Origin of the sequence: Caproicibacterium amylolyticum, assembly GCF_014467055.1 — a bacterium.
GTDB lineage: Bacteria > Bacillota > Clostridia > Oscillospirales > Acutalibacteraceae > Caproicibacterium > Caproicibacterium amylolyticum.
Map to the genome: position 1 here is coordinate 1,644,647 of NZ_CP060696.1, position 25,628 is coordinate 1,670,274.

Consider the following 25,628-nt stretch of genomic DNA (forward strand, 5'->3'; position numbering starts at 1 on the left):
GTGCCGACAAACTCATTTGTTTATTCATAACTGTAATTTACCACTTCACCGCATTTACTGCACACTTTTTTGTGCGGTGTTGCCTTATAGAATTATTTTCAAAGCACTATACAATCCGCACGTGGTTCTCTTTCATCCACCAATGAATCTGCAAAAGATAAGCGAAAATCTGCGGCACTCGCATGAGCTGACCGTACCATGGCTCTTTCAAATCGTCCGGATGCTCTGCTAACTCGCGCAGCCGGTCGAAGTCCAGCATATCCTTTAGAGGACTCCCCTCCTCCATTGCCTGCAAAAACAGCGCCATCACACGGTCAAAGTATGCTGGGCTAAACGTGCGCGGATACGGGCTCTTTTTCCGCCAAGCAATCCGTTCTGGCAAAATATCGCTGAACGCTTCGCGCAGAATACCCTTTTCCCTGCCATGCAGACTTTTTAATTCCCACGGCAGGTTGTAGGCGTACTCTACCAGACGATGGTCACAGAACGGCACACGCATTTCAACACCACTGTACATAGACATCCGATCTTTGCGGGTCAGCAGCGTCTGCATAAACCAATCGGTATTGAGCCGAAACATTTCCCGCATCCGCGCTTCCTTCTTGCCTTCGCCCGGAAGCTTTTCGGTATCTGCCAGTGTTTTTAGGTACTCTGCACGTACATACTCTGCACTGTCGCCTTTCAGCACATCCGGCTGCAGAATACTTCGGCGCAGGTCTACGGAACGTGACCATGGGAATGTATCCTCAAATAGGATTTCTTCCCGATGATACCAAGGATATCCACCGAAAATTTCATCTGCACATTCCCCTGAAAGTCCTACGGTATAATCCGGTTTGATTGCGCGGCAGAACAACAGCAGTGAAGAATCAATATCTGCCATACCCGGATAGTCCCGCGCACGCACCGCATCCAACAAGGCATCTGCCTGCGCTGCATTATCCAGCACTATATTTCGGTGATTGGAACCGATAGCATCCACCATTTCCCCAATAAATTCACTATCCGGTGCAGGCTGAAACAAATTGCGCTGGAAATACTTGGCGTTATCAATATAATCTACAGAATACGTTGTCAACTGCCGACCTTGCTCATGGTACTCCCTCGCTGCCACTGCTGAGATAATGGAGCTATCCAATCCACCCGAAAGCAGTGTGCACAACGGTACATCTGAAACCAGCTGACGGCGGATACTGTCGGTCAGTAAACTGCGTACATGCTCAACTGTTGTATTTTCATCTTCCGTATGTTCCTGTGCTGTCAGCTTCCACCAACGGTGCACCTTAACACCCACTGCTGGCTGATAAGAAAGGCTGTACCCTGGTGCCAGCTCTCTCATACCGCGGTAAACCGCATGCCCTGGTATCGCACCGGGACCCAGCAGGAATATCTGATTCAGTCCCTCTGCATCCACATCCGGAGCCACAAGCGGATTCGCAAGCAGTGCTTTGATTTCTGAGCCGAAAATTAACCCATCCGGATATTCATAATAATAGAAAGGCTTTACACCCATCCTGTCGCGCGCCGCAAACAGCCTGCGGCTGTTTTTTTCCCATACAGCAAAGGCAAAAATCCCGTTCAGATCTTCTAAACAGGCATCACCCCACATCACATAGGCGTTCAAGAGTACTTCTGTATCGCTGTGAGAATGGAATTCACAGCCGATCTTTTCCAAGCGTCGGCGCAGATCATCTGTGTTGTACAGTTCGCCATTGTAAACCAAAACATAAATCTCTTCTCCGGTCTCTGCGATCATTGGCTGACGGCCGTTTTCCGGGTCAACTACCGCCAGCCGACGGTGCAGCAAACTTGCATTTGCTTCCACATATTGCCCGTGATCATCCGGCCCACGGCGCTCCAGTGTTTTGGACATAGCATCCAACACGGTCTGCTGGTCTGGCAGATACCGCTGTGTATCAATCCATCCGGCAATTCCACACATATTCGTAAAACCCCTTTCAGCATCATGGTTCTTTGACAGAATATGCGCAAAGGATTCTGCATGTGCATTGATGCCGACTTAGAAAAATGGCCGAAGCAGGTGATTTTCAACCGCTTCGGCCTCAATGTCATTGTTTCTGCTGTGAACAGGCGTACTGTTGTTTCACCTGCTGAATCTGCTGTTGTGGTGCCTGCTGGGATGTGTACCAACCCTTTTCAGTCATCTTTTTGTACAAATCACCCTGCAGTGTCAGAGAATCCTGCAATGCTTTTGTAAAAGCCTGATTCACATTCTGTGTGCCAGACTCGATGCTGCCGTGCAGATACAAATCACACGCGTTCTTTTCTGCTAAAAGCAGATCTTCCATTGTGTTTTTGTCATCCATTTTCGGTTCCTCCTTTACACCAAATCGAAAAACTGCTGAAAAATCTGCTGATGCTTGTTGGACATCTGCTTTACACACTGTTTCAGCTGCATGTCTGTCATGGCGGAAGCTGCATTTTCGCACTGCTTCTGCAAAAACTGTTCGTGGCTAAGTGCGTCTTCAATATAGGACAATTCTTTTGGACTCATAAAAAACACCTCCGCAGAATAGTCTGCACAGAGGTGTTAAAAATATGCACATCATTGCTTCACGGCGCTCACTGTATTGTGAAAACTTTAGTGCAAGGGCAACACAAGATTCACAATTAAGCCAATAACACCGACTGCAGCAGCAGCAAGTTCCAGAAGCAGCAATGGACGAATCACGGTAACCTTTTCCGCTTCTTTGGTACGCAAGTCCACAGGCACAAGGTACTCGTCCAGAACCACCGCGTCATCCTCTTTCATATGGCGTTCGCCCAAATTGATTTTTTTACCGTTTTCGGGCTGGAGTTCCACATAAAAACGTAAAAATTTGGAATATTTTTTGGTTCCGACAGCGGGCAGCGCCTGAATCGCTTTGAGAGCGGTATGCGGAATGCGGTGTTCTTTGGGAATCAGCCCGCAGCTGACGCCAATCAAATCCGTTCCCTCCCTGCGCAGAATCGGGGATGCTAAATGAAAAATGCCGAGTGTCAGCATTGCCGCACCCAGAACATAAAACAGCAGATACAGGTACCAATACGCCCGTCCCATACTCATTGCTGTAAATGCAGGCGCTAAAAACACCACCGCCAAAATCAGGTTCAGTACTGGCATTAGACGGCTTTCATAAATTGCAGATTGTGTGTTCTGCCAGCTTTCCTCGCTGTACTCCGGTTCTTCATAGAGGTCGAGAATTTCGAGTTTTTTCTCCAATGTTCTGTTCCTTTCCCGCACAAAAATAGCTTCCGCTGAAATCATAGCACAAAAAATTCCTGCCGTCAAAAATTCCTGTGTTTGTGTACAATTTCTGAATTTTTGCAAAACGGACTTTTTATTGTTGACAGTCTGTGCTATTCTTATGAAAAAGGAGGTAATGACAAATGAATCTCAGTGAAGACCTGAAAAAAGTTGTTTTGGCGGGCATTGGTGCCGCCGCGGTTACCTTTGAAAAAAGCAAGGATATTGTGGACTCTCTGGTGGAACGGGGCGAACTTACTGTTGCACAGGGTAAGGTAATTAATGAAGAATTGAAACGCAAAGCAGCAGAAAAGGAAGACGCAGACACCGCTGCAAAAACATCGGGCAGCAGCATTTTGGATGAAATTGAAAATCTGACCCCGGAGCAGCGTGCCGCTTTGAAAGCCAAACTGGAACATCTAGACGCTAACCAATGAAAGACTCCTCCCCTGCCGGCAGTTCTTCCCGTCTGCGGGAACTGCTCGGCGTTCTGCGCAGGCATGATGTTCTGCATGGCCTGACACCTGCTTCCCTGCGCAGTATTCTGGAAGAACTTGGCCCCACTTATGTTAAACTCGGGCAGGTCATGTCTATGCGAAGTGACATTCTTCCGCGTGAATACTGCAAAGAACTGGAAAAGCTGCGGGCAACGGTACAACCGGTTCCTTTTCATGAAATCGAAGAAATGATTCGACAGGAATACGGCAGCTCTGTTTCTCAGACTTTTTCGGAAATTGATGAAACGCCGCTCGGTTCCGCTTCGATTGCACAGGTTTACCGCGCCGTTTTAAAGGAAGATGGTCAGAAAGTAGTTGTGAAGGTGCAGCGCCCCGGCATTCACGACACCATGCAACAGGATGTAAAACTAATGCACAAGGCCGTGCGTCTGCTAAACCACATGAGTGCCGCCGCACACGCTCCGCTTGACTTCAATGCTGTTATAGATGAAATGTGGACTGTGGCGCAGCAGGAAATGAACTTTTTGCAGGAAGCAGAACACATGCAGGAATTCGTCCGGCTGAATCAGGACATTGCCTACGTAACCTGCCCGAAAGTCAACCGCCACCTGACAACAGAACGTATCTTGGTAATGGAATGTATTGACGGCATTCCGATAGATGACACCAAGCGGCTGACAGAACTTGGCTACGATATGGATGAAATCGGCACCAAACTGGTAGAAAATTTTTCCAAGCAGGTTTTGGACGATGCCTTTTTTCATGCCGACCCCCACCCTGGCAACATCCGGATCAGCGGCGGAAAAATCGTTTTTCTGGACTTCGGCATGGTCGGACGCATCTCCCGCCACGACCAGCAACTGTTCCGAAGCATGTTTCAGGCGGTTGCCGAACATGATGTTCACATGCTGGAGGAAGGGCTGCTGACCATCGGTACTGCACACCGGCACATTGACCATTCCCGGCTTTATGACGCACTGGATGAGCTGCTGCGCAAATACGGTGACGCCAGTCTTTCTGAACTTGATCTTGGAAAGATGCTGCAGGAGATTTTGCAGCTTGCCACTTCCTTTGACATCTCTATTCCCTCCAGCGTTACCATGCTGGCACGCGGCATTTTAACGCTGGAAGGTGTCATTGCAAAGTGCTGTCCCAACGTCAGCCTCGTAGATATTATTAAGACCCACCTTGCAGGAGAATTCACCGAACAGTTGGACATTAAAAAAGAGCTGCTGCATACCGGAAAAGCATTGTATGGCAGCCTGCGCAGCGGCATCCGCCTGCCGGCGTACCTTGCAAGTGCACTCAAGACCTATTCAAAAGGCCACACAAAACTGAATTTGGAAATTGTCGGTTCAGAAGAGCCACTGGAAAAATTGGACGGCATGGTCAACAAACTTGTGGTCTGTATCATTGCGGCTTCCCTGCTGCTTGGCTCAAGTATTATCTGCAGCACCAACATGAAGCCGCAGGTACTGGGTTTACCTGTACTTGGTTTGGCAGGATTTTTCATTGCATTCATTTTGTGTCTTATTCTGGTGATTTCGATTTACCGCAAAACAAAACGATAAAGGCCATCCGCTTTCGGATGGCCTTTTCTTATGCAGCAGCGCCGTTTATTCATGTGTGTAATTCAGTATGATTTCCGTTTTTTCCGGTTTGAGCCGCCGCAGTACGACCCCGGCACTTTTCAGCATTCGTTTACTGGCAAGCGTTGCCGGCTCGTTTGCGTACTTGTCTGAAAGATAGACCACTTCCTGAATGCCTGACTGAATAATTGCCTTTGCGCACTCGTTGCAGGGAAACAAGTCCACATATATGGAGGCTCCCGCAAGGGACTTGCCGCCGGAATTGAGAATTGCGTTCAATTCCGCATGCACCACAAAGGGATATTTCGTCTGGGCCGCTTCCCCTTCCCGTTCCCATGGGTATTCGTCATCGGAACATCCCACAGGCAGGCCATTGTAGCCTGTGGAAAGAATAATGTGCTGCTGATTCACAATGCAGGCGCCCACCTGTGTATGCGGGTCTTTGCTGCGCATTGCTGCCAACAGCGCAACCCCCATAAAATATTCATCCCATGAAATATAATCCTGCTTTTTCAAGAAAACCACTCCGTTCTTACAGTATATACAAATTTATTATAGCAGAAAGCTGCCCAAAGGAAAAGCAAAAGCTTGCGCAATACGCAAAAATACCGTCAATCAGGGAAACTGAATTGGCGGCAGTTTTTTTATGCATTCACTTTATCAAGAGCCTGATTAATATCCGCTAAAATATCATCCGGATTTTCAATGCCAACAGACATCCGAATCATATCTGCTCCAATGCCGGCTTCCGCCAGCTGCTCATCAGTCAGCTGGCGGTGTGTGGTGCTGGCAGGATGCAGCACACTGGTACGCAGGTCAGCCACATGAATCACCATAGAGGCAAGCTGCAAAGACTCCATAAACTTTGCAGCAGCAGCGCGGCCGCCCTTTACGCCAAAGGAAATAACGCCGCAGGAACCGTGCGGCAGATACTTCTGGGCCAGTTTGTAATACGGGCTGCTCTTAAGCCCCGGATAGTTGACCCAGCTGACACGTGCATCCTGCTCCAGGAATTCTGCAACTTTCTGTGCATTGGAGCAGTGACGCTCCATGCGCAGTGCCAGCGTTTCCAAACCGAGATTCAGCAGAAACGCATTTTCCGGTGCAGGCTGACAGCCAATATCGCGCAGCAGATGTACGCGGGCTTTTGTAATATAGGCGGCTTTGCCGAAACGTTCTGTGTAAACCATACCATGGTAGGATTCATCCGGCTCAGTCAGCATGGGGAATTTGCCGTTTGTCCAATTAAAATTGCCGCTGTCCACAATGGCACCGCCAATTTGTACAGCGTGACCATCCATATATTTGGTGGTAGAGTGTACAACAACATCAGCCCCAAATTGGAATGGTTTACAGTTGATTGGCGTTGGAAACGTATTGTCCACAATCAGCGGCACACCATGTGCGTGGGCAACCTTTGCATAGAGTTCAATGTCCGTAACCACCAATGCCGGGTTCGCAAGTGTTTCGCAGTAAACAACGCGGGTGTTCGGCTTCATGGCAGCTTCCAGCTGCTCCTCTGTAACATCCGGCGGAACAAACGTAAAGTCAATGCCCATGTCCCGCATGGTTTTATTAAAGAGGTTAAAAGCACCGCCGTAAATCGCGCTGCAGCTGACAACATGGTCGCCTGCCTTGCAAATGTTCAGCACTGCAAGAAAAATTGCCGCCATGCCAGATGAGGTGGCAACACAGCCAACGCCGCCCTCCAGCGCTGCAATCTTCTTCTCCACTGCGTCTACGGTTGGATTCGCAATACGGGAATAAAAATAGCCGTCGTCCTCCAAATTAAACAGGCGGCCCATTTCCTCCGCACTGTTGTAGCGAAATGTAGTACTCTGCACGATAGGCAGTACACGGGGTTCGCCGCTTTTCGGCGAATACCCGGCATGGATACACAGCGTATCCGGCCGATAAGAATGATCCATTTTATACACTTCCTTATTCTTATACAAATCCATTTCTGGATTGCAATCAATGCATGGCTTTTGCTCTAAGCAAACAAGCCCTTGATCCACCCGGCGATCGCGTCGCTTGCAAAAACGACTACTGCAACCACCACAATAAACAGTACCACCGAAAAAGCACGCCAGAAAATTCGCTTTCTGCGGGGCATCACCTCAAAGGTTTCCCCCTTAACGCGGTAAGTCTGCGGCTTCTGCTCCTCTGGCGGCTGCGCATCCGGCGCGGCCTCTGTGTTTGGCTCCGGGAAAACGACTTTGCGCACGTTTTCTGCCTCTTCATATCGACAGCATGGCACATAAAAATTGTAGACTCTGCGGCTTGCTTCTCCAGCGGAAACCGCCGCACGCTTCTCATAAGGAATACCGCCGTCCTGCAGCAGTCCCTCCATCATATCCGCCTTGGCTTCGTCCGCTGTGGCAAGGCGAGCCGGGTTCTCTGCCTTTGGCTCTGTCAGTTTACGATTGCCACAAACCGGACATTCACTTTCGCAAAGCACATGGCATTTGGAACAGTACAGCATAACATTCCCCCATTTTTGCTTTCCCGCACATCTTAAGCATTTTCTATAATTATACGATACTTTACAGCGCTTCACAAGGGTAAAGAACGAATTTTCGGATACAGCAGTTCGGTGCAAAAGTATATTCAGTGTGTTTAATTCCATATATTGACATAATTAGTTCTGCGAAGTATACTGAATATTAATCAAATTTGCTGATTTGGAGGTTACCATGAATTTAAGAAAGCATTTGGTTATCTTCTGTCTGGCCGTTTTCGTGCCGCTCGCTGCAGGATGCAGTGCACAAAGCGCTTCTTCTGCTGGAGGTAGAACTTCTGTCAAAAACGAAGTTTCGTCCGACCCAACTTCCAGTGCGGTTTCTACCGTACAATCATCTACAACCAACTCGGCTGTTTCTGCAGTTGCTGGAAGTGTACAGTCAGCCGCACCCGGGAACGACAAGCAGCAGAAAGCTGCCCTTACACAGGTTATCACGGCGCTGTTTAATGGACCGAATCCTGCCTACCTCACCAATGGTACGGTACTGGGCGCAGGTGTTTCAAAAGCGACACCAAGCACTGCCAGCACACCGCAGACTGCTTTACAAACTTTCTTTACACAGGACGCCTATGACACTTTCCATGCAAACTACCTTTCGCTGTACCACGGTTTTGCACAGGATTCCGGGCAAACCATGCAGGCAAAAAACAGCGAAATCAAAATACAGAAAACGGACAGCGGCTATTCCTTTACCGCACCAGTTTCTTACGGCAAAGCGGGCAAACAGAAACAGGCTGCTGTAACCGGAACTGCACAGTTTAATACAGCTGGTCTGCTTTGTTTCTTCACCGTTACGAATGACAGCGGTCTGATAAAAGCTCTGCAAACAAATTCATAGTATAAAAACGGCGTTTCCCATGGTATTCATGTACCATAGAAAAGCGCCGTTTTTATTACTCGTTACTCCGTAAAAGGATGCAGCAACGTCTGGTAAGCCGCCTCATTTGCCGCCAGCATGCCGCTCTGCAGTGCCCCCTGCATCCAGCCGGGCTGGGTAGAAATATCTGCGCCTGCAAACAGCACCCGCCCATCATACTCTGGCTGGGCCGCGGCAGAAGAAAGGCTGACTTTCTGTCCGGGGCTGTAACAGGCAAATGCGCCATAAAAGCCCGCCGCATCCGACCAAAGCAGCGTTTTGCTTTGCAGGACAATGTCATCCAATTCCTTATCCGACAAGCCACAGGTCGCTTCAACCTGCCGTTTGATTAGTTCCAGCCGCTGCGAAGATTCTATACTTCCAAGTGTAACTGCATCCTGCCCCAAACTGGAAGCTGCTGTCAGCACGGCCGTGTTCAGCTGCACATTCTCCGCATAAGCAGGGTAAGCCGGGAACACAATTTCCTGTATTGGCAAATCCGTTACGGAACGTCCGCCAAAAATACCTCTTTCTTTCCAAAATGGTTTGCTGCAAAGGAACAGTGTCCGCTGTGCGGTCATATACCGCAGTTCCCGAATCGCCTGCATTTTTTCCGGACTAAAAGCCGGATTCAACTTAACACCTCGCAGTGCGCAAAATGGCACCGTGCAAATCACACAGTCAAACTCCTCTTCCGTAGTTTCTTCCGTTCCCTCCTGCCGGCAAATCAAGCGCACCGTTTTCGGCTTGCTGCCGTCAATTTGAGTAACGGACACACCCTGCTGAAAACGCACGCTGCCTACTACATCAATCCCCAATTTGCGATACTCAGGCGGTGTCTGGGACAGCAGCGACTGATAAAATGCATCTGCCAGCTTGCTGGAGCCACCCTCAATTTGATACATACAGGCATCCGCTTCAATATACTTTCGGCTCCAATCGTAGCTGCAGTCGTTTAGTGCTGCATTGCGCAGTGACAAAACAGAAAGCAGTTCTGTTCCACCGTTGCTCATGCGGTTCTTTTCTAAAATCTGGCGAACCGTCATTCCATAATACTGCCGGATGGTATCGCAGTACTGCCGCTTAATCTGCAGAATCTCCCGGCGCTCTTCCGGCAGTATGCGCAGCAGGTCGTGCCGGATATAGACATCCAGCCAGTTTTCCCACGGCAAATTTTTTTCACAGGCAGTCAGCTGATACTGCGGGTAAATCCAAGTTTTTACGCCCAATCCGAGAGGATCATTGCGCACCCGAATGCCGCGGTCATAAATATCGCCGCGCACAGCAGAAAAACAGGGACGTGTGCGCAGGTGAAATAAGTCTATATAATGCCACACAGTCTGGTGCGCTATTGGCACCGCAGAAGCACCAAGTTCCCCGTAAAGGTTTTGACCTTCATCAAAATAATAAGTGTAAACCCGCCCACCAATACGCTCCCGCTGCTTCTCAAAAATCGTAATGTCAAATCCCAGTTTTCTCAGTTCAAATGCGGCAGAAAGGCCGGCAAGGCCGGCGCCAACTACGGCAATCCTTTTCCCTTTACACAATGGAGGCACCGATATTTTCGTAATTTGGGTTGGGGGATTCAGCAAATTTACAATATTCCAAAAATCCTCCGGATGCCCCCCCTCTGTAAGTGCCTGCTGCAGCAGCTGATAACGCTCTGAACTGGTTGGATTCGGCTGTGCCTCCACTACTGGAATCTCCGCCAATGTACACACCCTCTCCTCTATTCGATGTAAAAGATCCTGTATCATAAGCATATCGGCAGACAGGCATTGGTATGCCTGCCAAATTTTCTAACCGCAGGTTTTATTTGCAGGGGTACAGGCATAAAAAAGGCGGCAGAGTTGTTGCCATTCTGCCGCCCAATATAAGAATACAATTTAGTTTTTGGTAGAGGCGTCAAAAGAATCAGCTGCATCTGCCTGCCCTCCAGCGCAGTTTCTACTGCCTTGGGCAGCAGCGAAAAAACTGCCACCGCAGAAGAAAGCTTCTTTTCAGAATCATCCTACCGAGTAGGTGTAAAGTAAATATGCTTTACGTTCAGCAAGTGACTGATATGTTGCTGATAAAGCTGCAAAAACTTATAAATCGATTTTCTTTATCACTCTGGAATGCTTTCAAGCATTCCTGCCAACTGATAAAATTTTGTCTGCAGGAATTGCTTGTTCTTTTGCTGTCCGACTACATTGATATGGTCCGTCTTCTGAATTTTCTCGATGTAATTCCAGGTTCCCTTTTGCGTATTGGGCTTAAACTGATAACTTCCGTCCAACGCAGTACCATAATTTTCATTGAAAGAATCACTGGAACCGCTATGCGGGTGTATTGCGGAACGAACGCTCACAATGCCGTCATTTTCCCACCATGTATGATCGATTGTGACATGCCCATAGGCATAGTTCACATAGCGCCCCATATACAGTGAACTATGCAAAAGGATTGGATTCATATTCGCATAAGGAACCTGATAATGCGGAAAAGTCAGAGAACGATATGTATCAGTGCAAGCAATAGAAAAGTAATAAATGTCCTTTTGTGCTTTGGCATATGCGTTTAGTACCGCAGCACCGTCCGTATCCAAGTCATAAGCGCTCAGATCCTTTGTCTTAGCCCATAACTTGCTTTTCATCACCTTTTCAAAATAAGAATGGTAGGATTCACCTGGTTCACGCTCTATCCCCCACTGGCCAAGCTTAAAATCCAAGCCCAGGTTCGTATCGTCAATATTCGCTCCCTGTACTGCGGCAAGCGCTGCAATAAACTGGTGTGTAAGCGGTTCTATCTTATATTTCTTATTATCAAATTGACTGCCGTCATGCGGTGTGGCGATAGTTGTCACGCTGTCAATCCAGTGCCGACATTTTCCAGAGAAAAGTGGGCTGATTGTATTCGCTTCTCCTGCAGCCCGTTCATCGGCATCACCGTTTTCAAGGAGCTGCGCAAGCATTCGAATTGTTTCGCCGCCCATACTGTGGCCTACTAAATGAATTTTTAAATGACTGTCCGTATCATTTAGCTGTGGAAGAACACCTGTAAAAGTGCTTCCGTATCTTGCGTGACCATACTTTCGGGAATGTGCCAATCCGTAGTCAACTGTTCCGCCAACAAGGTAGGCATACAGTTCACACGCTCTGTCCCAGTTGCTTGATACCGGCCCGATGGTTGGCGTATATACCGTGTACCCCTTTTCCGTCAGCAAATCACGCAAACTGTCAGTTCCGCCCCAATAATTTGAGTGCGCGATTTCCGTATTACCCCACCCAAACAGCCCGTGAACCAGCACAATCGGATCATGATTGCCTGCTTCGGTACTCAAAGTTCTTGTCCCTGAACTCTTCGTTATTGTAGACAAAACACAGCGTTTCGCCGCCTGCACAGGAACCGAAAGCGAAAAACACAAGCCAAACGCAAGTGTTAGCAGTAAACTGACAACTCGTTTCAAACTGCATTTTTTCATCACCCTAAAACCTCCTGATTCATTAATTAATACATAAGACAGCAAAAATGGCTATAGATAAGATTTTTTCAATCCTCTATAGCCAAGATCACATGCATGAAATGGAAAGCCGCTGTTTATTTACTAAGCGGCGCTTTGGGGTGCAGTACCGATTCTTTCAGCGGAACCGTCTGGTCACGCCCTAAGTACATATGGTAATACGGCGGATAAGAATTCAACATGGCGATTGCCATATGTTTCATTTGATCTTCGTTCAGATTTTGAATGGCTGGTACATCATCCACAGTCAAGCGGTCAGCGGCTGTCTTACCCGCAAATTTTTTCAGCCGTTCCACAATGTACCGAACATCATATTTTGAGGGATAAACCTCCAGTACATCCTTTTCCAGCCCGGTAAGCTGATAGACCGCCATCAATCCAGTACGCACAGACATTTCAACCGTAAAGACTACGTCTTCCGGCACTTCGACGTACTGACCAAGGAATCCAATGTTTGTGCATCCATCCGGCACATTTTTCGGGCGATCCGTTATTTTGCGCGGCATAAACTGACTGGTAACGTAAGGCATCATGCAAGTGGAGATGTAGGAATGCTGCAGCACTTCATCTTTAATGTCCAGCATGTTCAAATGATAGAGCAGCTCTGTCATAATTTCATTACCGGTACACTCACACATCGGCTTTTTTACATAGTTGCCTTCTTTTTCGCCGTAGCAGCCATATCCCCACATCACCTGCTCATCGTCTTTCTGGTTCAGGAAGAACGGATTATGATGCAGCTCAAAGGACATGTCCCAGTTGGAATCCAGTATCGTAATTGCGCCGCCGGTGCCAGCCTTGCTTCCTGTCATTTCTTCAATGCGCCTTACAAGTTCCGGGTATCCCTTAATGGTTGGCATAAAGGAAACCCATTTTGTTTTATCAATCTGGCCGACAAATTTTTCAGGATGCCCAAACTTCTCATTTTTCCTGGCAAGATTCTGCCAAAGGGTAAACGCACCCAAATCGTCGGTACTGCGGTTTGTCGGAGCTACTGTTTGGTTGTCACCAAAAGCACTGTTTGTAGTCATGGAACCATTGGTGACCAAAACAATATCTTTTTCATCCATCGAAATCGTACTCTCTTTTTCCCCCTGACGGACCAACAGTGCTTTTGCCGTGTTGCAAGCCGCGTCCATTTCAATATCATATGCCCAGCAGTTGTATGCCGTCTTAACACCCTTACTGCAAAGCCATGTCATAAGTGGTTTAATCATCGCGTCGTATTCACAATATTTCGTATGAATGATGCCTTCCAGGTATTCGTGGCGTACCTCCAGTGCGAAGCGCTGAAAATAGCGCTGACACTCCAATGCACTGTGGTATGTTTTAAAAGCCAAACAGCTATGGAAATTGATCCAGCAGCTGCTTTTGAAGAACGAATCGTCAAAAATATCGGACACTTTTTTGTCCTCAAGAGCAGACTCCGGCAGGCTTAAAAAGTGCTGCATATCTGCCATGTCCTTCTGGGAAAGGCGGTAATCGTGGACCTTGCTGTACCGTTCGCCGCGGTTCACCAGAACACGACACTCTGAGTGAATCGGCTCCTCACGGTTAAACTCCACGATATCATCCAGCACAGAACGGCCCTTGCTCTCAAGCGAAGGAACTTTACTGAACAAATACCACAGACATTCCATATAGGGTTCCATTTCACGCTCGCCGCGGCAAAGGTAACCGAATTCATTGCGCATGCCATCCATGCTTCCACCAACATCATTCCGTTTTTCAAGGATGGTTATGTTTTCACCAGGCATGCCTGCGTCATCAACTAGGAATGCTGCTGCCGCCAGGCCAGCCAAACCGCCGCCTACGATGTACGCTTTTCGTTCCTCGATTCCCTCCGGTTTTCTTGGCCTATACATCGTGGAATAAATATTCATACCGAACCATCTCCTTTTAATTTGTTCGTGTTTCATTTTGTTCTGAAATCAGTATAGTATGGAAGAAGGCAAATCAGAATTGACACATTGCCATTACTGTTAAGCAATATTTACAGATGGCACTGTGTGTAAAGCTCTGGTACAATAGTAAAATTCTGTTCATACCCTTGTTAAAAAGAATAGATACAATAAATATATTTTTGGGAAAGGAGAATTCTTCCATGCTAAAAAACGCCAAGGAGATGTTTGCAGAGTCATTAAAAAAGATGCTGCAGCAAAAGACTTTAGATCACATTACCGTAAAAGACATTGTCGAAGACTGCGGAGTTTCCCGTCAAGCATTTTATTATCATTTTTCAGACATCTATGATCTTGTTGAGTGGATTTTTATTGAGGAAAGTTCAGCGGCTCTGGCAAAGAACCGCGATATCGATACATGGAAGCAAGGTTACTGCCACGTGCTTCAGCGGATGCAGGAAAACAAAAACCTTGTCCTTAATTCGTACCGCTCCATAAGTCGGGAATACTTAGAAGCATTTATGTACCGTGTTCTGTATCAGGTCATCTATCCTGTTGTAGAGGAACAAGCGACTGGTTTAAATGTCGAAGCAAAGCATAAAAAGTTTATTGCACATTTTTACAGTCTCGCAGTCGTTTCCGTAGGAATTGACTGGGTTCGCACCGGCATGAAAGAAAAGCCCGAGGATATTGCCGACCAAGTTGCTACTCTCGTTCAGGGTGACTTTATAAAAGCGCTCAAAAAATATGCAAAATAAGGAGTCCATCCGGTTCACACGCATTTGTAGGCCCTGCCAATATGTTTAGAACGAATATCTACAGCAATCGGTAATGCGGTTTTTCTTCGCCAAAAATCCTCCAGCGGAGAAAATCATCTACTATAACCCCAACCAGACCAATCCCACACCACAGCAGCGACCATTTCAGGCAAATCTGTCCCAGCAGATTGAACGGCTGCTTTGAATAATCCCACACATGCATGTGCAGACCAAGATTAAAAATACAGCCAAAAAGAAACTCAATGGCTGTAATTGTCAATCCGGCCAGCAGTGCCTGACTTACAAGCGGCCACTCCCAGCGAATCTTCTGATTTTCCACACCGATTATACAGAATACTAAACCACCGGCTAAAAACATTGACCAGTGCGTCCAATGACGCCAGTGCAGTTCCAACAAGCAGTAAGCTGTTCCGCCAAAAAGGAACAAAAACAAATATTCCCAAAAAGTGCATAATCGAGTATTTTTCAAGCTGCTGCACCTCCAAAATGCTATTTAGATTTTACGGCAGTCTATTTGCCAGCGCAGAAGTATATGTACTTATATTTATCTCTACCACTTGTGTGAAAAAATGCATTGCATGTAACTCCATAATTCCAATCGATTTGGTAATAATTTCGTTTGCAAATTAGTTACAGGTCTGTTACAATTACGTTGTTCTCAGAACAATTGCTTTGTAAAGGAGGTCAGCGTTATGTGTTCACTTTGGAGCTACATCTGCCGTTGCTTTAACATCGGTTCTTTCTGCTAAATGATTTCGTTTTACATTTGCCGCCCCTCAATCGGGGTGGCTTTTTTGTATCAGTACTATAAATTTTCACTTTTTTCTATAAAATAAATTTTATTTAGCTGATGTGCGGTGACTAACATATATATGCCGTAAGCATTTCAATAATTGATATCCCTATCATAGCACCTGAAAAAAAGTCTTTGAAATCTGTTCCACCAATAGTTTGCGGCAAAGCCGCATTTGCAATACCCATAACAAAATAGGAAAACTATTTCGGGAAATCATGACCACACCATACTTTTACAGTAGGATTATTTTTTACAAATGCACATATTTTGTCCAGTGTTCTTTGAGCTTTCGCTATATTAAAAGATGATGTGCCAGGTCCCACACCTATCTCCAAACTTTTATTGCGGATACAGGCGTCACCTGTGATGAGAACAGGACCATCCTTACTGTTAATCAGATATGAGATATGACCCGTTGAATGACCGGGTCATGCTCAGGACTCCTTTGGAGGTAAAATTACAATAGAAAGTTTGGGTGTCGGTAGCCCAACATACTCATAACATAACTATAGGGTCAAATGATCTTTGAATGACTGTGGATATAAAATTCCTCCTGACTGGGCTGAAATTTTCGATCCATTTTTTCAAAATCAGAATCAAACTGTTCTGCTGCCTCTTCATTGATTTGATACGCATCGCTCTCTATATAGCGCCATTTCCTTCCGTCCAAATATTTTTCTGTTAATTCTTTTACCAGCATGGCTGCCGGATAGAAATCCTCATTGATACATATGTTGTATTTTTTGCAGCTCTTAAACCCACGGGAAACGTAATTATCAGGGTTGCCAAAGATTACAATGACGTCATAGGCCATCTCTTTTGCTTTTTCAAACGAATACTCAAGCAGTGCTTTACCGTATCCTTTTCTTTGAAACTCTGGAAGAATGCTCAGTGGGCCAAAAGTCAGTATTTGTTTTTCATGGTTCTCCTCATCTATAAGTTTTGCTTTTGTATACATGATATTTCCGATGATGTGATTGCCTTTTTCAAGAACAAAATCCAGTTTCGGTATGAAGTCCGGATGATGCCTTATAACATGTACCAAATAATGTTCGCTGCAACCTGGAACATTCAAATTCCAAAAGGCCTTTCTCGTCAATTCTTCCACTTCACGCAGATCTTTCGCTTGCTCATTCCTAATAAAATATTCTTCTTTTTTATTATTCAAATTATTTCTCCTTCAGATTCCACTGTTAAGTAAAGTTTAGTAAAAGACCAAATTTTCAGATTTATTTTTATGTATATTCCCAGCCAATTTGTCCACAGGGAAAGGCTCTCCGTGTGCGGGAAATATCTGTTTTGCACCCGCTGAGATCATCTTCTCCCAGCTATTATAGTATTCATCCAAGTTGCAGATAAAAACAACGCAATAATGAGTACCTGCAAATGGAAGCATATGTGCAGCGACATCGCCCACCAGACAGTCTCCATCTGGGAACAAAATGCTGACGAAATCAACCGTATGCCCCGGAGTTTTAAGTAGATATCAGGTGGTGACACTAAGCTTTAAAGGAATTAAGTCCATTATTCATTCTCTTTTCCTCATCCAAAAATAATACATTTATGGCAAGCAAATGGTGCTGTTATTAATAATTATATATCTCTTCTGCTACTGAGTTTAAATATAATGTGAAGTTCAGCTGGCATGTTGGGTTATCCATGATGCTCATACTGCGAAATTTAAAATAATGTAATTCATCGCTGCAAGTGGAAATCGCTATTTATAATCTGGATTATGTGGTGCAAATTCCATCAAATTAAGCCTTACCGCCCTTTTGGGTTGTTTTTCTGAATGTCAATTCTGTCATAATTATCATTACAATGATGAAAATTGCAAGGTAAGCGGGAAGTATCTGGAAGCTAATTGAATTACCAAGGAGTCCAAACAATGGCGGAATAAAGGTTGAACCGACATAGGCGCTTGCCATCTGAATCCCGATAATCGCACCAGAATTTTCTGCACCGAAATTGCTCGGCGTGGAATGAATAATGCAGGGATAGATTGGCGCACATCCAAGCCCGATAATGATAAATCCGGCAAGTGAAACAGTTAGATTCTGCACGGGAATCACCAAGGATAGTATTCCGCAGGATAGAATACAAGTACCGAGAATAATCATCTTTCTGTCGCCGAGTTTGTTCATAATAAAACCGCCGATAAATCTACCCACAGTCAGTCCTATGAAAAATAATGATGCAAACCTGGCCGCCTGTTCAGTTGCTATACCCTTGACTTCAACCATGTAGGTGCTCGCCCAATTCATCACAGTTGCCTCCGCAGCACAATAGGCGAAAAAGCCGATTAACAGGGTAGGAACGCCCTTGATTTTCAGTGCACCGATCAAGCCAATGCTTTTGGCACCGTCTTCCGCTCCGACTTTTTTCTGATTGACTTTCCAGACAGGCAGAGTGGCAAGGAGAAGCATGCCAATACCAAGTTGAATGAACGCGACAATGCGGTATCCATTGTTCCATGTTGAATTCTTTATCGCACAGCTCATGACAAACGGACTGATAATTGTTCCCACACCCCAGAAGCAATGCAGCCAACTCATATGTTTTGAGGTATAATGAAGCGCAACATAGTTGTTCAGTGCGGCATCAATTGCTCCGGCACCAAAACCGTAAGGAATGGCAAATATAATCAGCATCCAGAATTGAGTTGAAAAGGAAAATCCAAGCAAAGCAATCCCCGTAAGTAATACACTGGTAACCGTTACGATATGGGTGCCAAACTTTCTTGTCAGTTTATCCGACAGCAGACTGGATACAATTGTGCCACCCGATATAACCATAGAAACGATTCCCATGAAAGAAATCGAAACATTCAACGCATTATGCATCACAGGCCATCCCGAGCCAAGAAGCGAATCGGGTAATCCAAGGCTGATAAATGCCAAATAAATAATTGCGAGTAAAAGTGAGTACATTCTTATTTCTCCAACTTTCAGTTTGTTTTATCGTTTGAACAATCGGTATTTTTACATACATTTTCAAAAACGCATGGATCACATACGGGCGTTTTTCTACAGCGATTGATTCCATGTTCTAAAATCAACCAATGATACCAACCATACAGTTGATAGTCCTTTTCAACATCCAACTCAAAAAAGCTACATAAACATCCAGGGCGAATCCTATCGTCTGAAAGACCGACTTAAAACCGGCGCACTGATTGCCCCGCCTGCTGACATTCCGGCGGCTGAACATTTAGCTTTGTATCCACCATCGGAGCGTTTCTACGAAGCTGCATGAGATATGGTGATAGAGATAGTTGTTAGGAACATCAACTTTTTTCAGTTCATCCTTTAACTCTGCTTCAAAAATCCGAATCAGATACTGCTTGAAGAATCTGAAAAACATATCTCCGGATTCTCCGCTAAAAATGCCAAGCATATTCTTCTGGTTGTCCCGCAAGTGGTAAAGAATGTGTGTAATGATGCATTCCGTGTATTTTTTCTGTGTCAGCAGGCTGTTAAATACACCAAATATCTACTATTTTGATTTTCGTTTCCTCCTGTTCGTGATAAATCCCTTCCGGACGATTTGATGCTTTTGTTCGGTAACGTACAAACAGTAGCATATGTTTCTTGAAACGGAACTGGCGTTGCCATACAGTGTGTTTGGTAACAAATAAATCATATGTTTTTCTGTACAGAAAGTCAATCCCCCTGCAAAAAAACGGAAAAGCAGTCTGTTATATGTTTTTCAAAAACTGGATATCCAATGAGCCAAAATCAACATAATCTGCTCACGGTGGATTCATTCTCATTTATATATAATATAGATCAAAACATGCTTCATTACATACTCATTGAGGAAATAGAAACTTTTATAGAACTTAATCCGATTGCTATTTCAGATTTTCTCGACATTTTATCCTTTATTCGAACGGTACCCTAAATGTTATATATTTTCCCTCTAAAAATTGCAAAGCGACAGCTTATTAAAAATGCTGTCGCTTTGCATGAATTTTTAAGTTTTGTCTTTTAGAAGCGGCGCCAACAAAATTGGCTGCAGCTGTCTGCCGTCCAGCGCAGCTTCCACCGCCTTAGGCAACAGCGAAAAATCCGCCACCACAGAGGAGGGCTTTTTCTCAGAATCATCCTGCCGAAAAGGTGTAAAGTATATATGCTTTACGTTTAGCAGGTGACTGATGTTCTGTGCGGAAGCCGCAAGCGCATCATTAGTAGCGATATGCAGCAGCACCGGTCGCTGCACCCGCAGATTGGATTTTACTGCCATTGTGACACACGTGTGTGTCAATTCATCCTTACAGCAATAAAAAGCCCTCAGTATGACAATGCTCCAATGGAACGTTATTGCAATACTCTTAAGGCAGAATTGGTCAACCTCTTCAACTTCCGAACCGATGAAGAATTGGCACATGCTGTTTCAGAGTTTGCTTATGTTTGGTACAATCAGCTTCGTCCACACTCATACAACAATTATCGAACCCCATATGAGGCAAGGTATGGATCAGGTCGATTTAGACAAGGGTGTTACAAAAACGCTTGACCACAACAGTTGCCGTAAGTGCCAGTGTAGCTTTGAAAGTACGCAATGTACTTGAGCCCCTTGCCTTTAGTGCCGAGTATCCGCTTCCTCGATCTGCCGTGAAACCGGAAGCGCAGCCGACGCGGCGAAATCCCCGGAGCCGCCCGCCGAGCAAAACACGCAGCCACCCACGCCCACTGTGCCGTCCCGGTTGGGGCAGCCAGTTGCAGCGGACAGCGCTAACTTATAGACTTTGCTGCCAAACAGCCGTCGGCAATAGACATTTGCAGTAAGGTATGTGTGCGACATAGATGGCCTCCGGGAATTTTAATGGTAAATGGTAAACATAATCTGTATTCTGTTTAAACTAAAAAGCATTCCATATCACGAAAAATATCGCAATACACCCCCATGCATTATTTGTTTTTTCTTTTACGAGGATCATCCCATACATGAGAATAAATGTAGCTAGTATCTCAATAATTCCTTTTAAATCAAATCTAAACATACCGTGTATTAATATGCACATCATAGCGCACACAAGGGCTCCGCAGTTCAGCCATTTACCTTTGCATGGGAATCGGATATTCACTTTTTCTGCAATGATTACATAGTTAATACCCTCTAAAAACCCCCAAATTATTGCTATTAATATGTAGCCCAGTATATTCCACGGCATGCTCGCATGGAGAATGGGTTTCGTCAAGAACATCCCTTGGAAGGGCAGAAATCCATGAATATCGTTTGTAAAATACAAGAAAAGAACTGTCGGAACAGAAACGAGTAAGCAACCTAATACAGACCATATCACATTATTCAGAATAAGCCCGTATTCTCTGAAACTTTCTTTGTTTTTCCGTTTTACAATCAAAAGTCCTAAACCAGCCATTCCGAACTGAATGGCTGCAACCGGAATAAAGCGTAAAAGCAGTGGATTTTCACCATTTCTGCCATATTTCATAATTGAATTTCCCAAAAAGATATAAAGAGCGGCAAAAATAAAACTAATTGATAGTATTATGCCTAAATCCTTTCCGGCTTGCTTCTTTATCATTGTATTTCTCATACTCCCTTCAAGTTTTTCATTTATTCATAAAATATAAATAATCTGAATTTGTGCTGGTTTCTCATTATTCCGCTTATGTGCACATGCGTCACTACATTTTCTAGTGCGCTCATTACACATATTCAGAGCCTATCGCATACTTTTTGTATCTTGGTCACAGCTGTCTGCAATCCCTTTTCCTCTTTCATTTTTTCACTTAATGTATGAACCTTATCAGTCATTTGATTATAGTTCGCTTTCAGTAACTCGATAGTTGCGACAAGAGTCTTCTCATTCAGTTCCTTAGACTTGATTGGTTTCATTCCGACATTTAATTCGTAAACTTTGTTTGCCCACAAGAACTGATCAAGAACATGCGGAATCACAATACTCGGTTTCTCGGCAAGCATTGCGGCCGCCGAGGTGCCGAAGCCACCGTGATGAATACAATACCCTTGGCGAAAAAGCCAGCTATGGGGAGCAGAACCGACCTTCATAACACTTTCCGGCAATACATAGTTTTTCAGCGTTTCGTCAAAACCCTGGATGACGGCTCTCATGCCCGTCTGCTGAAACGCATGAATAAGAATATCCAGTTTATCTTTTTCTTCCTTGCTTTCAAAGGCCATAGCACCAAGAGCTACGATTACGGGCGCGCTGCCCGATTCTATAAATTGCAGCAACTCGGGAGTCGGTTCAAATGGTTCTTCTTCCTCATACCAGTATCCAACGACCTGATTGGTTTTCTCCCAATACGGATTTTGTGGCACCATATAGGTGCTGATAGGAATCAGATTTAAATATGGCGACATGATTTCGTCGATTGTCTTAATCGGCTTCATCTTGTATTTTTTCGGATTTTATTGTATGGGCCGACCATCATCGGGTTAATAGCAATCCCTATTAATGTCTCGGTAAACTTCTGCCATCCTGTGCGCGGTTTATGCGGTTGAGAAATTGCCTCAGTTTGCAAAGTGACACTGACGACCGGCTTTTGGCAGGCTTGCCCTTCGATTGCCCCGGCGTGGCTGTGGGAAGCAATCACCAGATCTGCGTTTCGGCACAGTTTGTAAATCTCATCGGTGCTCCCTTCAATGATTTTAAAGACGAACTGCATGGTCTTGATGGCGCTAGTGAACCAATGGATGGATCTTCCTCGTATTACAGCCGCCTCATAAGAAATATCAATGTCCGGTCCAATAGGAGAAAAGTCGACATTGGCATTTTCAACCAGAGATTTCCAGCAAGGGTGTGTTGCAATGACAGGAGCAAATCCTACCCTTTTTAAAGTTCGTGCAAGGTAAATATATGGCTAAACATCCCCTCTTGTACCCAAGGTGAAGATAACTATGTTGTGAATTGACATGGCTTTTCTTCTTTCCACTGGCTTAGAATAGAATATCCCGTTAGTTAAAATATAATTTTCTTGTTTTATTAATTATCCTAATTGTACTTATTTCTCATTATTCTGCTTACATGTAGCATCCAGAATTTGCGGAACGGAATTAAGTAAATATTATGTAAAGCTCGTAAAGAAGGTAAATTTCCACAAGAGCGCCAGCACCACCTGACCTGTCGGGGGAACCCGGGCGGCAAGAAATGATCCACCAAGCCAGATAAAATAGTATGCAGAGCAAAAGCAGCAATTGTCCGAGAATATTTCCCAGAGCGAAGCCGTGAAGTCGTGGAAACTTTATATAAATACGTCCGGATAGTTGTATGGTTTTATTGAAGTAGGTCGAGTTGGTCCACATTCAGCCGGTAAGTCACATCCTTGCGCTCAACGATAATGTTAATTTTATTGCTGAGCGGATTGTCCTTCCGGATATTTGCAAGCAACTCCCTGGTTGGATTGATTACGAAGGGATTGCAGACGAGCTTCAGCATTGCAAAATCACCATTCGTATCCCCGTAAGCATAGCTGGATGAAAGGTCGATATGATATTTCTCCGCGATTTCAAAAATCGCCTTTCGTTTGCTTTCGGCATCCCACATAGGGGTATCTCCCCATTGTAGATTCCGTTGTCGTCCACTTGATAGATGGTACCTTTGTAGTCATCCATGTCGTATTTTGCTGACATTTCGCGAACCAATTCAATGGGGGAGCCAGAAATGGCGATGACTAGATGTCCCTGCACCTTATGCCACTTAATTCTTTCACGCGTATAGGTATACACGCGTTCCCCCTTCTGCTCAATCACCTTCTTTGCGATATATGCAATGTGGAAGGAATCCGTGTTCTTGACAGTTTCGGTATAAATATCTACCATCTTCTGCAGATAGTCGTCGTAATCGCCGACACGCTTGTCCCATCTTGTAAAGGCTGGTTCCACCTCGTTATACCATTTGCTGTTGTCAATCAGTTCGTATTTTATCATCTTCTTGAACATTTCGCTGATTAGGCCTTCGCGGGAGATCGTCCCGTCGATATCAAAAAAAGCTGCAATGTTTTTCATTGTGAAAATCCCCTTTAATGTGTGCTCATGTGTCTGACTTCCCATATTATGAACGCCAAACGACAGTTTACTCAGTCTTAATGCCATCGGTTTCTCTGAGACTCTATAATGTTAATAATAGCGCAAATTCCATCGAACTCAATACAATCATTTCCAAATATAAGAGTTCTCTCAGTCAGGTTGGCTGAAGGGGACTAATATCAATTGCCACTGTGATTCTAGTATACAAGTTCCAAGTTGTGTGGAATAAACAAACTGTGAAATTCGCACTGCGCCTCAAACTGCTGAGTTTGCTCATAAAGGGAATTAAACTTTTGCAGCCTCAATAAACGTATTCAACAAATCAAATATAAACGATTTAATGGGAGAAAACCTAAAGCCCAACTTTGATGCAAGCTCAGTGTTTAAACTGTAGCCCACTCCACCGTTGTATGGAGCGACTTCACCATCTTTTGATAAAATCGCGTGTTTTCCTGTCCTTTCCTCGACATATTTGATTATCTCACTTAACGAAATTGTACCGCCATTACTTCCGTTAATTGAACCAGTATACTCTTGCTCTGCCAAAAAGGCCAGAAACCTACCTGCTTCTTCGGAACTTACATATCCCATTTGTACATCTATATCGTCAATAAACATTGGAATCCCTTTTACAACATGTTCAACATAAAAGTATAGCCGCTTTGTATAGTCATCCCTTCCAATAACAAAGGGAAACCGTACGGCTACGCTGCTTTGTAACGGATATGCCTGAAATAAAGCGCTTTCTGCGAGCCGCTTGATTTCATCATATGGGTAATCTGCTCTGTTGCACCATTTTAGTGACTTTTCGAGAGGGTTAAAGTCACTTTCTGTTGTATTGACATGCAGCTGATACACAGACGCTGATGATGTCATCACATAGCGCTTGCAGTGTACAGAATCCAATACATATTTTACATCATTGGAGCAATAAGCAAGGCTGTCACATACTACATCAAAAGTTCTACCGCTAAATGCCTGCGCTATGCTTTGGGGTGATGAGCGTTCAATAACCATTCTGTGAACGCTATTGCCAAAATTATCTTTTTTCAGTCCTCTTGTAGCAATTGTAATATGGTGTCCTCTTTGAATGAGAGCTTCAACCATATGTACACCAAAATATCTAGTACCGCCTAATACTAATATATTCATTCTATCCTCCATATAGATAAAGGCTATCATTCGATTTTACTTTCGTCATTGAGACGATCTGACTCTGTGTTTAATCTCTCATTATTCCGCTTATATGTAGCATCAAGTTCCGCGGAACAGAATCAAGTAAACATAATGAGCAATTGGGAGAATACTCCGAACTGCTGAGTTTACTCATTATCGGCATCTACACATATCTTTTAAATTGGATTTTGAAAGACTTACGTAAAATAGTCGTGTCTCGCAAAGCTGACTATCTCAAATTCGATTCCCTCGGTATCCTTAAAAAAGAACGCATAATAGTCTTTGCAGTATTCAGGATAGTATTGGGGAGCATGGACGATTAATGCGGGAATCGCCGCTATTTTTTCAAACAATTCATCAACTTTATTTTTACTTTCAACATGGAAGGCGAGATGATGCAATGCCCCAGCCCTTCTTCTGCTCACTGTTTCATTGGCATACTCTTTTCTCTGATTGACGATGCCAAAGGAAAAGTTGCGGTTATGATATTCTACAATCCGATACTCGTATTCCGGAACATCATCGTATTCTTTGAGTGATAAGTCAAATCCAAGAAGCGGAAGAAACCAATCATAAAATTTCTCGGCACGATCAATATCAGAAACCGTAATATGGATATGATCAATAACAGGCGTCAATGCGCTCACCCCGAAAATTAAGTTTGTTTCCCCGTTTATAAATAATCTGAATTTGTGCTGGTTTCTCATTATTCCGCTAATGTGCAGCAGCTCAACTTTGTCGAATCAAAACTAATAAACCAGCCTGTGTGAAAACACAGTAA

The 25,628-nt window shown here is 44.7% G+C and carries 28 protein-coding genes and 1 pseudogene; 5 read left to right on the forward strand and 24 right to left on the reverse strand.

The window, feature by feature from the left end; all coding sequences use genetic code 11:
- Positions 1 to 106 precede the first annotated feature (106 nt).
- The 4 genes from asnB to H6X83_RS07870 all read right to left on the reverse strand — a co-directional run bounded on the left by asnB (position 107) and on the right by H6X83_RS07870 (position 3,223).
- Positions 107 to 1,942 (reverse strand): asparagine synthase (glutamine-hydrolyzing), encoded by a 1,836-nt coding sequence (gene asnB, locus H6X83_RS07855; protein ID WP_212505953.1) that lies wholly within the window; start codon positions 1,940 to 1,942, stop codon positions 107 to 109.
- Positions 1,943 to 2,069: 127 nt separating this feature from the next.
- Positions 2,070 to 2,327, reverse strand: a complete 258-nt coding sequence (locus tag H6X83_RS07860; RefSeq protein WP_212505954.1) for a spore coat protein — start codon at positions 2,325 to 2,327, stop codon at positions 2,070 to 2,072.
- Between the two features lie 14 nt (positions 2,328 to 2,341).
- Positions 2,342 to 2,515: a hypothetical protein gene (locus tag H6X83_RS07865; RefSeq protein ID WP_212505955.1), complete on the reverse strand. Its 174-nt coding sequence runs from the start codon at positions 2,513 to 2,515 to the stop codon at positions 2,342 to 2,344.
- An 87-nt stretch (positions 2,516 to 2,602) separates the two neighbouring features.
- A complete protein-coding gene (locus H6X83_RS07870) occupies positions 2,603 to 3,223 on the reverse strand; it encodes a hypothetical protein (RefSeq protein WP_212505956.1) in 621 nt (206 codons plus the stop codon).
- A gap of 167 nt (positions 3,224 to 3,390) precedes the next feature.
- On the opposite strand from H6X83_RS07870, the gene H6X83_RS07875 reads away from it, so the two are divergent.
- Entirely contained in the window at positions 3,391 to 3,684 is a 294-nt protein-coding gene (locus H6X83_RS07875) for a phasin family protein (RefSeq protein ID WP_212505957.1), read from the forward strand.
- Positions 3,681 to 5,276 (forward strand): ABC1 kinase family protein, encoded by a 1,596-nt coding sequence (locus H6X83_RS07880; RefSeq protein ID WP_212505958.1) that lies wholly within the window; start codon positions 3,681 to 3,683, stop codon positions 5,274 to 5,276. The genes H6X83_RS07875 and H6X83_RS07880 overlap by 4 nt, the downstream gene beginning before the upstream one ends.
- 45 nt (positions 5,277 to 5,321) lie before the next feature.
- Here H6X83_RS07880 and H6X83_RS07885 read toward each other — a convergent pair whose 3' ends face one another.
- The 3 genes from H6X83_RS07885 to H6X83_RS07895 form a co-directional block, all read right to left on the reverse strand.
- A complete protein-coding gene (locus H6X83_RS07885; RefSeq protein WP_212505959.1) occupies positions 5,322 to 5,810 on the reverse strand; it encodes a deoxycytidylate deaminase in 489 nt (162 codons plus the stop codon).
- 128 nt (positions 5,811 to 5,938) lie between these two features.
- Positions 5,939 to 7,222: an O-acetylhomoserine aminocarboxypropyltransferase/cysteine synthase family protein gene (locus H6X83_RS07890; protein WP_212505960.1), complete on the reverse strand. Its 1,284-nt coding sequence runs from the start codon at positions 7,220 to 7,222 to the stop codon at positions 5,939 to 5,941.
- A gap of 65 nt (positions 7,223 to 7,287) precedes the next feature.
- Positions 7,288 to 7,779 (reverse strand): hypothetical protein, encoded by a 492-nt coding sequence (locus H6X83_RS07895; RefSeq protein ID WP_212505961.1) that lies wholly within the window; start codon positions 7,777 to 7,779, stop codon positions 7,288 to 7,290.
- 211 nt (positions 7,780 to 7,990) lie between these two features.
- Here H6X83_RS07895 and H6X83_RS07900 point away from each other — a divergent pair, with 211 nt between their 5' ends.
- On the forward strand, positions 7,991 to 8,656 hold the full coding sequence (locus H6X83_RS07900) for a hypothetical protein (protein ID WP_212505962.1): 666 nt from the start codon (positions 7,991 to 7,993) through the stop codon (positions 8,654 to 8,656).
- A 62-nt stretch (positions 8,657 to 8,718) separates the two neighbouring features.
- On the opposite strand, the gene H6X83_RS07905 is transcribed toward H6X83_RS07900, so the two are convergent.
- The 4 genes from H6X83_RS07905 to H6X83_RS07920 all read right to left on the reverse strand — a co-directional run bounded on the left by H6X83_RS07905 (position 8,719) and on the right by H6X83_RS07920 (position 14,059).
- Positions 8,719 to 10,386: a flavin monoamine oxidase family protein gene (locus H6X83_RS07905; RefSeq protein ID WP_212505963.1), complete on the reverse strand. Its 1,668-nt coding sequence runs from the start codon at positions 10,384 to 10,386 to the stop codon at positions 8,719 to 8,721.
- Between the two features lie 41 nt (positions 10,387 to 10,427).
- Positions 10,428 to 10,598 carry a hypothetical protein gene (locus H6X83_RS07910; protein WP_212505964.1) on the reverse strand — a complete coding sequence of 57 codons (171 nt, stop codon included), beginning with the start codon at positions 10,596 to 10,598 and terminating at the stop codon, positions 10,428 to 10,430.
- A 183-nt stretch (positions 10,599 to 10,781) separates the two neighbouring features.
- Positions 10,782 to 12,137 (reverse strand): esterase/lipase family protein, encoded by a 1,356-nt coding sequence (locus tag H6X83_RS07915; protein ID WP_212505965.1) that lies wholly within the window; start codon positions 12,135 to 12,137, stop codon positions 10,782 to 10,784.
- A 116-nt stretch (positions 12,138 to 12,253) separates the two neighbouring features.
- Complete coding sequence (locus tag H6X83_RS07920) at positions 12,254 to 14,059, reverse strand: oleate hydratase (protein ID WP_212505966.1); 1,806 nt, start codon at positions 14,057 to 14,059, stop codon at positions 12,254 to 12,256.
- A gap of 116 nt (positions 14,060 to 14,175) precedes the next feature.
- Between H6X83_RS07920 and H6X83_RS07925 the strand changes: the two genes are divergently transcribed.
- On the forward strand, positions 14,176 to 14,835 hold the full coding sequence (locus tag H6X83_RS07925) for a TetR/AcrR family transcriptional regulator (RefSeq protein WP_246419070.1): 660 nt from the start codon (positions 14,176 to 14,178) through the stop codon (positions 14,833 to 14,835).
- Positions 14,836 to 14,893: 58 nt separating this feature from the next.
- Here H6X83_RS07925 and H6X83_RS07930 read toward each other — a convergent pair whose 3' ends face one another.
- The 6 genes from H6X83_RS07930 to H6X83_RS07955 all read right to left on the reverse strand — a co-directional run bounded on the left by H6X83_RS07930 (position 14,894) and on the right by H6X83_RS07955 (position 19,897).
- Complete coding sequence (locus tag H6X83_RS07930) at positions 14,894 to 15,325, reverse strand: putative ABC transporter permease (protein WP_246419072.1); 432 nt, start codon at positions 15,323 to 15,325, stop codon at positions 14,894 to 14,896.
- An 841-nt stretch (positions 15,326 to 16,166) separates the two neighbouring features.
- A complete protein-coding gene (locus H6X83_RS07935; RefSeq protein ID WP_246419073.1) occupies positions 16,167 to 16,820 on the reverse strand; it encodes a GNAT family N-acetyltransferase in 654 nt (217 codons plus the stop codon).
- Between the two features lie 36 nt (positions 16,821 to 16,856).
- The gene (locus tag H6X83_RS07940; RefSeq protein WP_212505967.1) at positions 16,857 to 17,069 is read right to left on the reverse strand and encodes a hypothetical protein; all 213 of its coding nucleotides are present in this window, start codon (positions 17,067 to 17,069) and stop codon (positions 16,857 to 16,859) included.
- A 340-nt stretch (positions 17,070 to 17,409) separates the two neighbouring features.
- On the reverse strand, positions 17,410 to 18,582 hold the full coding sequence (locus H6X83_RS07945; RefSeq protein WP_212505968.1) for an MFS transporter: 1,173 nt from the start codon (positions 18,580 to 18,582) through the stop codon (positions 17,410 to 17,412).
- Between the two features lie 280 nt (positions 18,583 to 18,862).
- A complete protein-coding gene (locus H6X83_RS07950) occupies positions 18,863 to 19,144 on the reverse strand; it encodes a TetR/AcrR family transcriptional regulator C-terminal domain-containing protein (RefSeq protein ID WP_343063148.1) in 282 nt (93 codons plus the stop codon).
- Positions 19,145 to 19,627: 483 nt separating this feature from the next.
- Positions 19,628 to 19,897 (reverse strand): HFCD family protein, encoded by a 270-nt coding sequence (locus H6X83_RS07955; RefSeq protein ID WP_212505970.1) that lies wholly within the window; start codon positions 19,895 to 19,897, stop codon positions 19,628 to 19,630.
- Between H6X83_RS07955 and H6X83_RS07960 the strand changes: the two genes are divergently transcribed.
- On the forward strand, positions 19,850 to 20,170 hold the full coding sequence (locus H6X83_RS07960; RefSeq protein WP_343063103.1) for an integrase core domain-containing protein: 321 nt from the start codon (positions 19,850 to 19,852) through the stop codon (positions 20,168 to 20,170). The genes H6X83_RS07955 and H6X83_RS07960 overlap by 48 nt on opposite strands.
- Positions 20,171 to 20,236: 66 nt before the next feature.
- Here the strand turns inward: H6X83_RS07960 and H6X83_RS07965 are convergent, their stop codons facing one another.
- The 7 genes and pseudogenes from H6X83_RS07965 to H6X83_RS07995 form a co-directional block, all read right to left on the reverse strand.
- Positions 20,237 to 20,458 (reverse strand): TIGR01212 family radical SAM protein, encoded by a 222-nt coding sequence (locus H6X83_RS07965; protein ID WP_212505971.1) that lies wholly within the window; start codon positions 20,456 to 20,458, stop codon positions 20,237 to 20,239.
- Positions 20,459 to 20,516: 58 nt separating this feature from the next.
- Complete coding sequence (locus H6X83_RS07970) at positions 20,517 to 21,203, reverse strand: hypothetical protein (protein WP_212505972.1); 687 nt, start codon at positions 21,201 to 21,203, stop codon at positions 20,517 to 20,519.
- A 134-nt stretch (positions 21,204 to 21,337) separates the two neighbouring features.
- Entirely contained in the window at positions 21,338 to 22,036 is a 699-nt protein-coding gene (locus tag H6X83_RS07975) for a glycosyltransferase (protein WP_212505973.1), read from the reverse strand.
- The gene (locus tag H6X83_RS07980; RefSeq protein WP_212505974.1) at positions 22,033 to 22,311 is read right to left on the reverse strand and encodes a hypothetical protein; all 279 of its coding nucleotides are present in this window, start codon (positions 22,309 to 22,311) and stop codon (positions 22,033 to 22,035) included. Before H6X83_RS07980 ends, H6X83_RS07975 begins: the two co-directional genes overlap by 4 nt.
- A gap of 608 nt (positions 22,312 to 22,919) precedes the next feature.
- Positions 22,920 to 23,650 (reverse strand): annotated as a pseudogene (locus tag H6X83_RS07985) (HAD-IB family hydrolase).
- 306 nt (positions 23,651 to 23,956) lie between these two features.
- A complete protein-coding gene (locus tag H6X83_RS07990) occupies positions 23,957 to 24,823 on the reverse strand; it encodes an NAD-dependent epimerase/dehydratase family protein (RefSeq protein ID WP_212505975.1) in 867 nt (288 codons plus the stop codon).
- 221 nt (positions 24,824 to 25,044) lie between these two features.
- On the reverse strand, positions 25,045 to 25,485 hold the full coding sequence (locus H6X83_RS07995; RefSeq protein ID WP_212505976.1) for a VOC family protein: 441 nt from the start codon (positions 25,483 to 25,485) through the stop codon (positions 25,045 to 25,047).
- Positions 25,486 to 25,628: the final 143 nt, after the last annotated feature.